The following is an 11,729-nucleotide window of genomic DNA, read 5'->3' on the forward strand; positions in this document are numbered from 1 at the left end:
TCCCGGAAGCCTCGCAGAGGCTGTCCGGGACCCAGGGGGTGAAGGAGCGCCGTGCGCGCCGCCCCTGGGGCCCGGCTCTGCGCTTCGCTTCGGCCGGGATGACACCTATTGTGATTGCCAGATGACTCAGATCCCCGAACGCTCCGCCGTCACCCCGGCCCAGTTCCGCGACGACCTGCTCCCGGCCTACCGCCCGATGATCCTGCGCGGCTTCGCGGCCGACTGGCCCGCCGTCGCGGCCGGGCGTGAAGGCCCGCAGGCGACCGCCGCCTATCTGAAGGCCCACGACACCGGCGCCCCGGTGCAGGCCTTCGTCGGCCCGCCCGAGATCGGCGGGAAGTTCTTCTATGCCCCCGAAGGCCGCGCCTTCAATTTCGCCCGCCGCGAGGGGCGCATCTCGCAGGTCGTCGACGAGGTGCTGGCCAATGCCGGCAAGGCCGACGCGCCCTCGATCTATGTCGGCTCGACCCCCGCGCCTCAGGCCCTGCCGGGCTTCGCGGAGGCCAATCCGAACCCGGTGCTGGGGCCGAGCGTCATCCCGCGCGTCTGGATCGGCGGCGAGACGGTGGTGGCCACCCACTACGACCTCTCGGACAACATCGCCGTCTGCGTGGCCGGTCGCCGCCGCTTCACCCTGATCCCGCCGGAGCAGACGCCGAACCTCTATGTCGGCCCGCTGGACTTCACGCCGGCCGGCCAGCCGGTCAGCATGGTCGACCTGGAGGCACCGGATTTCGACCGCTACCCGTGGTTCGCCGAGGCGCTGGACAACGCCCTGGTCGCCGAGCTGGAGCCGGGCGACGCGATCTACATCCCCGCCCTGTGGTGGCACCACGTCCGCTCGATCGGCCCGCTGAACGTGCTGGTGAACTACTGGTGGAACGAGATGCCCGCCGCAGCCGGCTCGCCGTTCGAGGTGCTGATCCACGCGATGATGTCGGTGCGTCACCTGCCGGCGCCCCAACGCGCGGCCTGGCGTGCGGTGTTCGACCACTATGTGTTCGGCGACGAGGACCCCGGAGCGCATCTGTCGCCGGAGCTGAAGGGCGTGCTGGGGCCGTTGAGCCCGCAGCTGACGCGGAACGTGCGGGCGTTCGTCGGGCACGCGATGGGGAAGGGCGGGTAGCAGCGCCCCCTCCGTCACGCGGCTTCGCCGTGCGCCACCTCCCCCGTTGCACGGGTGAGGAGGATTCTCCTCCCCTGCGCAGCGGGGGAGGTGGCCCGGAGGGCCGGAGGGGGCGCTCTACACCGCCCGGAAATTCAAAAACACATTCGCCGTCAACCGCCCTTTCCGGGGATCCGCGCTGAGCGGCGCGTCCGGGGCGATCAGGCCCGAGTGCAGCAGGCGACTGCGGTAGACGGCCACCCGGTCGAACCGGGCCTCGACCTCGCCGATCCGCTCATGCTGGGCCGTGTCGCCGTTGATATAGGCCGGCGGCGGAGGAGCCACCGCGAGCTCCTCGGCCAGCACCGCCTTGTAGCGGGCCACCCGCTCGGGGCGCAGGGTCTCGTAGCCGGTGGCGCGGTGGCGGTAGAACGCGGTGCCGCCGAACGGCGCGTCGCACAGATAGTGCAGGATGGCGAACTGCAGCGGGTCTTCGGTGTCGACATGCGGCAGGCGCTGGGCGGTGTTCAGGCGCTCGGGCGGAAAGGTGACCAGGGAGTAGTTGCAGGTCGCGCCGGCCAGCTTCACGCCCTCCAGGCCGAACGCCTCGACGATGGCCGGGGCCAGGGCCCGGCACAGGGTCTCGACATAGGCCAGCGGGGCGGGGGCCAGGACGCCCGGATAGAAGTTCTCGCCCCCCGGCGGCGTGGCGAAGGTCTCGCCGGCGGCGTAGTCGACCAGCGCCTGGGGCGCGCGCATGGCGCCGTCCACGACCAGCACGGGCTCGCTTTCGTCGCCTACCCGACGGACGGAAATGCTCGGCGCGGAGGCAAGGGAGAAATCGAACACCAAAAACGCCTTCCTCAGCGTGAACCGACCTCATAACGACGTTCGGCGACGGTTGCGGCCACGCTTGTCCTGGCTCAAGGTTCGGGTGGTTCTCAACCTCTAGCAAGGCCGGATGCGCGCGTCGTCCCCCACCACCCTGTTGCTTGGCGTCGTCCTGCTGTGCGTGGCGACGGCGTTGGCGGGCGTGTGGATGGCCCTGACCCCCGCCTGGCTGGGGGCGAGCTTCGACGCCAAGCCCGACGGCGCGGTCGTCATCACCCGGCTCACCCCGGACGGGCCGCTGGCCCGGGTCGGCGCCAAGATCGGGGATCGCCTGGCCGGGGTCGGCTCGGACGCCAGCGCCCCGGCGCTGCAGTCGACCGAGATCGGCGGGCTGGACACGCCGACCACCGAGGACGGCGCCCTGGAGCAGATCAGGCGGCAAGGCGCCTTCGCCGACGCGCTCAAGGCCCGGCCGCTGAACGTGCGCCTGGCGGGCGCCGACGGCGCGCAGCGGGTGGTGACCCTGGACGAACGCATTCGCCCGCTGTCGACCCTGGGGGCGGAGTTCTGGGCCAATCTCAGCTTCGGCCTGATCGCCACGCTGATCGTCGGCTGGGTCTGGGCCCTGCGGCCGCGCGACCTCTCCACCCAGCTCTTCGCCGTCACCGGCCTGTCGATGCTGGCCTTCACCTTCGGCTGGGCGGTCCACGCCAGCGTCGAGCTGGTCATGGACGGCGTGCTGACCGCCATCGTCAAGCACCTGAACATGATCGGCGCGGTGGCCTTCGGCGGCGCGATGATCGCCTTCTTCCTGGCCTATCCGAAGCGCGTGGCGCCAAGGGCGGCGATCCTGCTGATGACGCCGCTGTGGCTGCTGATCTGGGCGGCCACGCCGCTGCTGCCGGGCAATCCCGCCCAGGAGAGCACCGGCCAGGCGATCACCTCGATCGAGATGCTGCTGATCATGGTGACGATCCTGGTCCAGGCCATCGCCAACCGGAAGGACCCCGCCGCCATGGCCGCCACCCGGTGGCTGGGCCTGTCGGTGATCGTCGGGGCCGGGGCCTTCATCGGCAATGTCGCCGTGCCCATCGCCCTGGGCATGCGGCCGTTCCTGGATCCCCGGTTCTCGCTGGGCTTCTTCGTGATCATCTATGTCGGCATGGCCGTGGGCCTGCGCCGCCACAAGCTGTTCGAGCTGGACCAGTGGGCGTTCCGGATCCTGTTCTACATCAGCGCCGGCGCCGCGCTGCTGGCGCTGGACGGCATCCTGATCACCGCCCTGGGGACCGCGCCGCAGACCGCCCTGGGCATCTCGCTGCTGATCGTCGCCTTCGCCTACCTGCCGTTCCGCGACATGCTCTGGCGGCGGACCATCGGCCGCAAGCCGATGAAGGAGCACGAGATGTTCGCCGCCGTGGCCCAGGTCGCCCTGATCCACGACATCGACGCCCGCGCCCAGGCCTGGAAGGATCTACTGTCCAAGGTCTACGAGCCGCTGGAGATCGCCACCGGATCGCCCACCCAGGCCAGCGCCGAGATCCTGGAGGAGGGGGTGGGCCTGGGCCTGCCCGCCGCCGCCGGGACGACCGCCATCACCCTGCGCTTCCCGTTCCGGGGCCGGGGCCTGTTCGGCACGGCCCAGGCCCAGCTGGGCGACCAGCTGGTGGGCCTGCTTTCGCAGATCGAGGAAGGCCGCGACGCCTATGCCCGCGGCGTGGTCGAGGAGCGGCTGCGCATCGCCCGCGACCTGCACGACGACGTCGGGGCGCGCCTGCTGTCAGGCCTGCACCGCCAGGACCTGTCCCAGACCCGGGAGGCCATGCGCGGGGCCATCGGCGACCTGCGCTCGATCGTCTCGGGCCTGTCGGGCCACGACCTGCCGCTGGAGGCGGTGCTGGCCGACCTGCGCCACGAGACCGCCGAACGGCTTGAGGCGGCCGGGCTGGCTCTGGACTGGCCGCCGGTCGAGCTGGCCGTCCCGGACCGGACCGCGCCCTACCGCGTCTACAAGAACCTGACCTCGGCCGTGCGCGAGGTGGTGTCCAACGCCATCCGCCACGCCGGCGCGACCCAGGTCGTCGTCACCGTCCATGAGGACGCCGGTCGGCTGGAGCTGACCATCAGCGACGACGGCGTCGGCCTGCCGACCGAGCCGGGCGGCCGCCGAAGCGGCCTGGCCAACCTCGAACGTCGCCTCGGCGAGATCGGCGGGGCGGTCGAAATTCCCGATACCAACAAGGGCACTGTCATTCGCCTTTCGGCGCCCGTAGACGCGAGCGCCGCTGCATGAGCCTTCCTGAAACCGCCCTGGTCCTCGAGGACCAGGCCGAGACCCGCGAGCACCTGCTGGCCGCCCTGGCCGAGGCCTTCCCCGGCGTCGTCGCCCGGGGCGCGGCGGACCTGGCCGAGGCGCGCTCGTTCCTGGACGGCGGCATGCCGGACCTGGCCCTGGTCGACCTGGCCTTGCCGGACGGACGCGGCGTTGACTTCCTGCGCGACCTGAACGAGCGCTCGGGCGGGACGACGCGGTCGGTGGTGGTGACCATCTATGCCGACGACGCCCACCTGTTCGACGCCATAGCGGCGGGGGCGGGCGGCTATCTGCTCAAGGACATGGGCCGCGAGGACCTGGTCCGCTACCTGCGCCGCCTGGAGGCCGGGGAGACCCCGCTGTCGCCGGCCGTGGCCCGCCGGATGCTGGACTACTTCCGCGCCCGCCCCGCGCCGGTGGCGCTGATCGAGCCCGAGGCGGCCCTGACCCCGCGCGAGACCGAGGTGCTGCGGCTGATCGGCCGGGGCCTGCGCTCGGGCGAGGCGGCCAAGGTCATGGGCGTCACCGAGCTGACCGTGGCGGGGTACGTCAAGGCGATCTACCGCAAGCTCAACATCTGCTCCCGGGCCGAGGCGGCGCTGGAGGCGGCGAAGCGGGGGTTGGTTTAGGGTCGGGAGAGCGCCCCCTCCGTCACGTCGCTTCGCGCCGCGCCACCTCCCCCGTTGCACGGGGCAGGAAGGTTCAGCGGCTCTCTCCTGCCCCGCTTGCGGGGGAGGTGGCGCGCGGCGCAGCCGCGTGACGGAGGGCGCGCTCCTGCTCACCCCAAATTTCGCCGCGAAGTTCAGCTCAAGGATCGCTACGGTGCCGCCACCGGAATCGAACCTTCGAAAGACCCCATGCGCCTTCTTGCTTCCCTGGCCGTCACGGCCTTCCTCGCCGCCGGCGCCGCTCATGCCCAGGTGCAGCCGTCGCCGCCGCCGCAGCTGAATGCGGGCCCCTCGGCCGGTGCGATCGCCGGCAAGGCTTTCCTGGAGAAGAACGCCAAGGCGCCGGGCGTGATCACCCTGCCGTCGGGCCTGCAGTACAAGATCGTGACTAGCGGCCCGAAGACAGGCCCGTCGCCCAAGCTCGGCGACATCATCAAGGTCCACTACGAGGGCAAGCTGCTGGACGGCACGGTGTTCGACTCGAGCTTCGCGCGCGGCAAGGCGGCGATCATGCCGGCCGACGGCCTGATCCAGGGCTGGCTGGACGTGCTGCCGATGATGCACGTCGGCGACGAGTGGGTGCTCTACATCCCGTCCGAGCTGGCCTACGGCTCGCGCGACATGGGCGAGATCCCGCCGGACAGCACGCTGGTGTTCAGGTTGCAACTGGTGGGGATGCTGGCGGTCGATTAGGGGCGGCGACGTCCGGGCTTCTCTCCTCCCCCAGAGGGGGAGGAGAGCTGTTCAACTAGCCGACGTTGCGACTCTTCATCAGCGGCTGGATCCTCTCCCCAAAGTCCTCGACCCCCTTCACGAAGTCGTCGAACGTCAACAGCACGCCCGCCGTGCCCGGCACCGCGGCGATCTCGTCCATCATCCGCGCGATGCTCTCATAGCTGCCCACCAGGGTGCCCATGTTCAGGTTCACCGCCGATTCCGGCGCGGCCAGCTGGGTGGTGTTCGTGGTCGCCCCGGCCTTGGCATTGGGCGCGGCCTGGTTGGTCAGCCAAGCCAGGGCCTCCTGGTCCGCGCCTTCGCGGTAGGACTGCCACTTGGCCATGGCCTTCTCGTCGGTCTCGTCGGCGATGATCATGAACAGCAGGAACGACTGCACGTCGCGGCCGGTCTTTTCCGCCGCCGCTTCCAGCCGCTTGTTGACCGAGGCGAAGGCGGTCGGGGTGTTGGTCCCCTTGCCCAGGGCGAAGCTGTAGTCGGCATATTGCGCCGTGAAGGCCAGGCCCTCGTCGGACGAGCCGGCGCAGATCAGCTTGGTCTCCTTGGGGTGCGGACTGACCCGGCAGTCGTCCATGGTGAAGTACTTGCCCTTGAAGTCCGAAACGCCGGTCTCCAGCAGCTCCTTCAGCACGGTCGTGTATTCGGCCAGGTAGTTGTAGCGGTCGGTATAGTGCTCCTCGCCCGGCCACAGGCCCATCTGGCTGTACTCGGCCTTCTGCCAGCCGGTGACCAGGTTGATGCCGAAGCGGCCGGGGGCGATCGAGTCGATGGTCGAGGCCATGCGCGCCACGATGGCTGGCGGGATGGTCAGGGTGGCGACGGTGGCGAAGATCTTGATCTTCGAGGTCACGGCCGCCAGGCCCGACATCAGGGTGAAGCTCTCGAGATTGTGCTCCCAGAACTGCGTCTTACCGCCGAACCCGCGCAGCTTGATCATCGAGAGCGCGAAGTCGAAGCCGTACTTCTCGGCCTTCTGGGTGATCTCTTTATTGAGCTCGAAGCTGGGCATGTACTGCGGCGAGTTCTCGGAGATGAGCCAGCCGTTGTTGCCGATGGGGATGAAGACGCCGACCTGCATGGGAATGGTCCTGTTCTAGGAATTTGGGATGCCGACGAAATCCTCCCCCCAGCGGGGGAGGTGTCGGCTCGAAGAGACGACGGAGGGGGAAGAAGCCGGGCTAGGAGAACTTCCCCCTCCGGTCCTTCGGACCACCTCCCCCGCTGGGGGGAGGATCAAGTACCCTCCAAGAACTTCACCAGACCCTCGTTGAAGGTCTCCGGGTCCGTCACCGTGAAGCCGTGGCCGCCCCAGGCGACCTGCTGGAATTCCGCGTTCGGGAGGCGGCCGGCCAGGCGCTGGGAGCAGCTCATCGGCACCAGCATGTCGTCGGCGCTGGCGCTCACGAGCACCCGGTGGGTGATCTCCTCCAGCCGCGCGTCGACGTCGAAGGCCAGCAGCGCCCGGATGCGGGCCAGCATCACCTCGCGCGGCGGGAAGCCGGCCACGTGGTGGGCCTCCTCGGCCTGGAGGCGGGTGTGGTTCCGCGAGATCCAGTCGGCCGGATAGAGGAAAATCGGCTGGGCGTGGACATAGGCCTGCGGGCCGGTGTCGTTCAGCAGATGGATGCGGGTGTCGAAGCAGCGGCGGATGTGCGGATCGGGCCGCGACCAGCCGTTGACGACGACCAGCTTGGACAGGCGCCCCGGATGGTCCAGCGCCAGCTGCAGGCCCGCATTGCCGCCGGCCGCGTGGCCGACGACGTGGGCCTTGGCGAGGCCGAGGGCGTCCATGACCTTGACCATGTCGTCGGCCATGTGGGCGACGGTGTAGTTGGCCGGGAGCTCGCGGGTGCTGCGACCCGTGCCCCGGTGGTCGTACAGCACCACTGGCCAGCGCTCGGTCAGGGCCTGCATCTGCGGGGCCCAGAAGGCGCCCGAGCCGCCCAGGCCCGACGACAGCAGCACGACCTCGCGGCCGGCCACGGGGCCGCCGTGCAGGTCGTAGAACAGGCCATCGACCGTACCACTGGTCATCCCGTTAACCCCCAAATCCGCTCATCCAAAAACTCCGCTCATGGGGATCACTTCTTGCCGATGTGCGCGACCGAGGCGATCTCGACCACGAAGCCGGGCTTCACCAGGCCGCACTGGATGCAGTAGCGGGCCGGTTTGTCGCCGGGGAAGTACTCGGCATAGACCTTGTTCAGCGGCCCGTAGTGCTTCCAGTCGGTGACGAAGATGTGGTTCATCGTGACGTCTTCCATCGTGCCGCCGGCGGTTTCGATGACCGACTTGATGGTCTCCAGGATCTGCCGCGTCTGGGCCTCGGCGTCGTCGGGGAAGGCGACGTTGTTGTCCTTGTCGAAGGCCAGGGTGCCCGAGACGTAGACGATCCCGTCGGCCAGCGTGCCGGGCGAGAACGGGGCGATGGGCGTGCCCGTGCCGGGCGGGGTGATGACGGTCTTGGGCATGGTGGTGCTCCTCTAAATCCTCATCAAATCCGACCTTCCCGGCGAATGCCGGGACCCAGATTCATCCGGGTCGGTTTGAGTGTTCGCGCTTCTCGGCCGGGGCAGTCTCTCAAGCGTTCGTGGGTTCGATCTGGGCCCCGGCATTCGCCGGGGAGATCGGGTGGAGGGGGTTAGGAGCTCGGCGCCAGCTGCCCGAACGCCCCCTTGAAATCAGCCGTCGTCGAGACCCAGCCGAAGAAGGTCTCGATGTTGAACAGCGCCGCCTTCTGGACGAACTCAGGCCCGGCCTGGTGCGTCGCGTCCTCCAGCACGGTGCCGAAATATTCCAGCATGAAGCCGTCGCGCAGGGTCGACTCGACACAGACATTGGTGGCGATGCCGACGAACACGAGATGGCGGATGCCGCGCGCCCGCAGCACGCTGTCCAGCTGGCTGTTGAAGAAGCCGCTGTAGCGGGTCTTGTGCAGGCGGATGTCGCCCGGCTGGGGCGTCAGCTCGTCGACCAGCTCGTAGTCCCACTGGCCGCGCGCCAGGAGCTTGCCCTGCAGTTCGGGCTTGGCGCGCATGGTCTTGAGGGCGTTGGACTTCCACCAGTTGGGCGAGCCCGGGCCACCGGCCTCTACATACTGGTCGTCCCAGCCGTTCTGGAAATAGACGACGGTCATGCCGGCGCCGCGCGCCACCTCCAGAACGCCCTTGATCTGCTGGATGCAGGCGGCGGCGCCCGAGATGTCGAAGCCGGCCAGGTCCAGGTAGCCGCCGGGCGAGGCGTAGGCGTTCTGCATGTCGATGACGATCACCGCCGTGGTCTTGGGATCCACGGGGATGGGCTCGGGGCGCGCCGGCAACATGATGCTGTCGGGGCTGAGCGGGGTGATCGTGGACGTCATCGACGTCGGCTCCCTTGTGATTTGCGAGAGGCATGGAATACCATCCCGCGTAACGTTGCAATCCGAACCGTTCGGTCCATGTTTGACCAAATGGTCCAAATTCGAGATCGCATGACCGACCTGGCCGCCAAGACCGTCAAGGCTCCGCGCAAGAGCGCCACGCGTCCGGCCGCCAAGCCGGCCTCTGGCGCCCGCAAGCTGGTCAAGGCCGCTCAGATCGTGGGCGATCCGGCGAAGGCCGAACCGCCAAAAGGCCGCCGCGCTCAAGCTGGCGAGGCCCGCAAGGCCGCGATCCTGAAGGCGGCCCTCGGGGTCTTCGCGCGCCAGGGCCTGGACGGGGCCAGCGTCGAGGCCATCGCCCAGGCGGCGGGGATCTCGAAGGCCAACCTCCTCTACTACCATCCGTCCAAGGACGACCTGTACGTGGCGGTGCTGGAGCAGGGGCTGTCGCTGTGGCTGGCGCCGCTGTCGCGATTCACCGCCGACGAGGACCCCGCCGACGCCATCGCCGCCCTGGTCGGCGCCAAGCTGGCCATGAGCCGCGACCATCCCGAGGTCTCGCGCCTGTTCGCCCTGGAGATGCTGCGCGGCGCGCCGCTGCTCAAACCCGTGCTGGCCGGGCCTTTGAAGGCGGTTTTCGACGCCAAGTGCACGGTCATCCGCGCGTGGATCGACGCCGGAAAGCTGGCGAAACGGGTCGATCCGTCGCACCTGATCTTCGCCATCTGGGCTTTGACCCAGCACTATGCCGACTTCGCGGTGCAGGTGCGGGCGCTGAGCGGCAAGACCTTGTCCGACAAGGCCTTCATGGACGAGACGCGGGCCGCGGTGACGGCGCTGCTGCTGGACGGCGCGAGGGACAGGGTCGGGTAGCCGACCCTGCGGCCAAGAGCCGCGTTTTACGGTTCGCTATCCAAGCCGAAGCTACCGGTCTCTCATGACGCGCCCGGTCACCTCTTCTTCGACCTCTACCGCGCGGCCGATGCGACTGATCCACGGGATCGTCGGCGCGGCCGCGGTGATGGTCGTCGTCTCGATCCTGGGCAGCCTGGCCCTGATGCTGCTGGCCGCCCGGTCGGTCGATCGCACCGACACCGCCGACGACATCCTGCTGGTCCGCCGCACCGTCACCCGGACCCTGGACCGCATGGAGCGCGAGCTGACCTCGGCCACCGTCTGGGACGCGGCCTACAAGGCCATGGGCTGGAAGCCGGACCTGGTGTGGGCCGACGCCAATTTCGGCACCTATTACCGCGAGCAGTTCGGCCACGACCTGACCTTCGTCATGCAGGCGGGGCAGGTGGTCCACGCCGCCGACCATGGCCGGCGGACCACGACGGCGGCCCTTGGCGCCTTTCCGGCCGAGACCGCCCGCATCGCCGCCGACGTCGCCGCCGACGCCCGTATCGCTCGCCGCGAAGGCCGCCTGAGCACCGCCGCCGAGGCCACCCGCACGGGCCTGCTGAAGGTCGGCGGCAAGACCTACCTGATCGCCGTCGCGGCCGTCACGGCCGAGAGCCGCGCGACCGCCGACAGCTATGGCGGACCGCCCGCCGTGGTGGTCACCGCGCGCCTGGTCGACAAGGCCTTCGTCCGCAACTTCGCCGACGACCTGGGGCTGAAGGACCTGGTGTTCCTGGATCGCCCGCGCGGCGAGACGCCCCGCGTCCTGCTGAACGACATCAACGGCCAGCCGGTCGGGGCCCTGGCCTGGTCGGCCGAGAACCCCGGCCTGTCGCTGATCAAGGGCGTCGCGCCCTGGATCGTCGCCGGTTTCCTGGTGCTGGCCGCCGCCGGCGCGGTGCTGATGCAGCGCGTGGTCGAGGCCCTGCGCAAGCTGGAGACCGGCCGCGTCGCCCTGATCGGCGCCAAGGAGGAGGCCGAGGCCGCCAACGCCGCCAAGACCCGCTTCCTCGCCAACATGAGCCACGAGATCCGCACGCCCCTGAACGGCGTGCTGGGCATGGCCCAGGTCATGGCCGTCGATACCCTGTCGGAGCCGCAGTCCAGGCGCCTGCGCATCCTGGAGGAGTCGGGCCGCTCGCTGCTGACCCTGCTGAACGACATCCTCGACATCGCCCGGCTGGAGAGCAGCGCGGTCAAGCTGCGGGCCGAGGTCTTCGACCTGACCGCCCTGGTCGAGGCCAGCTGCGCGGCCTTCTCGGGCGCGGCGGCGGCCAAGAACATCGAACTGACGGTCGACATCGCCGTCGACCTGCGCGGCCGCTGGACGGGCGATCCGATGCGCCTGCGCCAGGTGCTGGGCAACCTGGTGGCCAATGCCGTGAAGTTCACTGACCAGGGCGGCGTCACCGTCCGTGTCCGCCCTCAAGGACAAGGGGCCGGCAAGGGCCTGCGGTTCGAGGTCGAGGACACCGGCATGGGCATCGCCGACGAGCATCTGTCGGACCTGTTCAAGACCTTCTCCCAGGTCGACAACTCCCTGACCCGCGCCCACGACGGCGCCGGCCTGGGCCTGTCGATCTGCCGCGAACTGGTCGAGCTGATGGGCGGGACCATCGGCGTGCACTCCAGCCCGGGGCTGGGGTCGAGCTTCCACTTCACGATCCCGCTGCTGCAGGCCTGCGCGGACAAGCCGGCGCTGCGGGTGGTGCGCTGATCCTGTCATCCCGGATCGTCGCGCTTCGCTATGGCCGGGATGACAGATCAAGTTGATAGGGTTTGAAGGCGGCGCCCACTTCCCGCGCACCCTGA

The 11,729-nt window shown here is 69.5% G+C and carries 11 protein-coding genes; 6 read left to right on the forward strand and 5 right to left on the reverse strand.

The window, feature by feature from the left end; genetic code table 11:
• Positions 1 to 121 precede the first annotated feature (121 nt).
• Entirely contained in the window at positions 122 to 1,126 is a 1,005-nt protein-coding gene (locus AC07NN_RS04330; protein WP_494637889.1) for a cupin-like domain-containing protein, read from the forward strand.
• A gap of 117 nt (positions 1,127 to 1,243) precedes the next feature.
• On the opposite strand, the gene AC07NN_RS04335 is transcribed toward AC07NN_RS04330, so the two are convergent.
• A complete protein-coding gene (locus AC07NN_RS04335) occupies positions 1,244 to 1,954 on the reverse strand; it encodes a DUF6445 family protein (RefSeq protein WP_494637890.1) in 711 nt (236 codons plus the stop codon).
• Positions 1,955 to 2,066: 112 nt separating this feature from the next.
• On the opposite strand from AC07NN_RS04335, the gene AC07NN_RS04340 reads away from it, so the two are divergent.
• From AC07NN_RS04340 to bamJ, 3 genes are all read left to right on the forward strand, one after another.
• Positions 2,067 to 4,229 (forward strand): ATP-binding protein, encoded by a 2,163-nt coding sequence (locus AC07NN_RS04340; protein ID WP_494637891.1) that lies wholly within the window; start codon positions 2,067 to 2,069, stop codon positions 4,227 to 4,229.
• A complete protein-coding gene (locus AC07NN_RS04345; RefSeq protein ID WP_494637892.1) occupies positions 4,226 to 4,879 on the forward strand; it encodes a response regulator in 654 nt (217 codons plus the stop codon). The genes AC07NN_RS04340 and AC07NN_RS04345 overlap by 4 nt, the downstream gene beginning before the upstream one ends.
• Before the next feature lie 228 nt (positions 4,880 to 5,107).
• Entirely contained in the window at positions 5,108 to 5,611 is a 504-nt protein-coding gene (gene bamJ, locus AC07NN_RS04350; RefSeq protein ID WP_494637893.1) for a BamJ family beta-barrel-assembly machinery protein, read from the forward strand.
• 55 nt (positions 5,612 to 5,666) lie between these two features.
• On the opposite strand, the gene rutA is transcribed toward bamJ, so the two are convergent.
• The 4 genes from rutA to rutB form a co-directional block, all read right to left on the reverse strand.
• Positions 5,667 to 6,731, reverse strand: coding sequence for a pyrimidine utilization protein A (gene rutA, locus AC07NN_RS04355; RefSeq protein WP_494637894.1), 1,065 nt, complete (start codon positions 6,729 to 6,731; stop codon positions 5,667 to 5,669).
• 155 nt (positions 6,732 to 6,886) lie between these two features.
• Positions 6,887 to 7,687, reverse strand: coding sequence for a pyrimidine utilization protein D (gene rutD, locus AC07NN_RS04360; protein ID WP_494637895.1), 801 nt, complete (start codon positions 7,685 to 7,687; stop codon positions 6,887 to 6,889).
• 47 nt (positions 7,688 to 7,734) lie between these two features.
• Positions 7,735 to 8,124: a pyrimidine utilization protein C gene (gene rutC / locus AC07NN_RS04365; RefSeq protein ID WP_494637896.1), complete on the reverse strand. Its 390-nt coding sequence runs from the start codon at positions 8,122 to 8,124 to the stop codon at positions 7,735 to 7,737.
• A gap of 170 nt (positions 8,125 to 8,294) precedes the next feature.
• Entirely contained in the window at positions 8,295 to 9,014 is a 720-nt protein-coding gene (rutB, locus tag AC07NN_RS04370) for a pyrimidine utilization protein B (RefSeq protein ID WP_494637897.1), read from the reverse strand.
• A 111-nt stretch (positions 9,015 to 9,125) separates the two neighbouring features.
• Between rutB and rutR the strand changes: the two genes are divergently transcribed.
• Together rutR and AC07NN_RS04380 are read left to right on the forward strand one after the other, a co-directional pair.
• Complete coding sequence (gene rutR / locus AC07NN_RS04375) at positions 9,126 to 9,887, forward strand: HTH-type transcriptional regulator RutR (RefSeq protein ID WP_494637898.1); 762 nt, start codon at positions 9,126 to 9,128, stop codon at positions 9,885 to 9,887.
• A gap of 109 nt (positions 9,888 to 9,996) precedes the next feature.
• A complete protein-coding gene (locus AC07NN_RS04380; RefSeq protein ID WP_494637899.1) occupies positions 9,997 to 11,634 on the forward strand; it encodes a sensor histidine kinase in 1,638 nt (545 codons plus the stop codon).
• Positions 11,635 to 11,729 lie beyond the last annotated feature (95 nt).

The sequence above is a fragment of the Caulobacter sp. GW821-FHT09H08 genome, assembly GCF_059415885.1.

What these genes read in the sequence shown, in the direction of transcription:
- AC07NN_RS04345 (WP_494637892.1), top strand. Translation starts at nt 4,226, where the DNA reads ATGAGCCTTCCTGAAACCGCCCTGGTCCTCGAGGACCAGGCCGAGACC.
- rutD (WP_494637895.1), bottom strand. Translation starts at nt 7,687, where the DNA reads ATGACCAGTGGTACGGTCGATGGCCTGTTCTACGACCTGCACGGCGGC.
- rutR (WP_494637898.1), top strand. Translation starts at nt 9,126, where the DNA reads ATGACCGACCTGGCCGCCAAGACCGTCAAGGCTCCGCGCAAGAGCGCC.
- rutB (WP_494637897.1), bottom strand. Translation starts at nt 9,014, where the DNA reads ATGACGTCCACGATCACCCCGCTCAGCCCCGACAGCATCATGTTGCCG.
- AC07NN_RS04330 (WP_494637889.1), top strand. Translation starts at nt 122, where the DNA reads ATGACTCAGATCCCCGAACGCTCCGCCGTCACCCCGGCCCAGTTCCGC.
- AC07NN_RS04340 (WP_494637891.1), top strand. Translation starts at nt 2,067, where the DNA reads ATGCGCGCGTCGTCCCCCACCACCCTGTTGCTTGGCGTCGTCCTGCTG.
- rutA (WP_494637894.1), bottom strand. Translation starts at nt 6,731, where the DNA reads ATGCAGGTCGGCGTCTTCATCCCCATCGGCAACAACGGCTGGCTCATC.
- bamJ (WP_494637893.1), top strand. Translation starts at nt 5,108, where the DNA reads ATGCGCCTTCTTGCTTCCCTGGCCGTCACGGCCTTCCTCGCCGCCGGC.
- rutC (WP_494637896.1), bottom strand. Translation starts at nt 8,124, where the DNA reads ATGCCCAAGACCGTCATCACCCCGCCCGGCACGGGCACGCCCATCGCC.
- AC07NN_RS04380 (WP_494637899.1), top strand. Translation starts at nt 9,997, where the DNA reads ATGCGACTGATCCACGGGATCGTCGGCGCGGCCGCGGTGATGGTCGTC.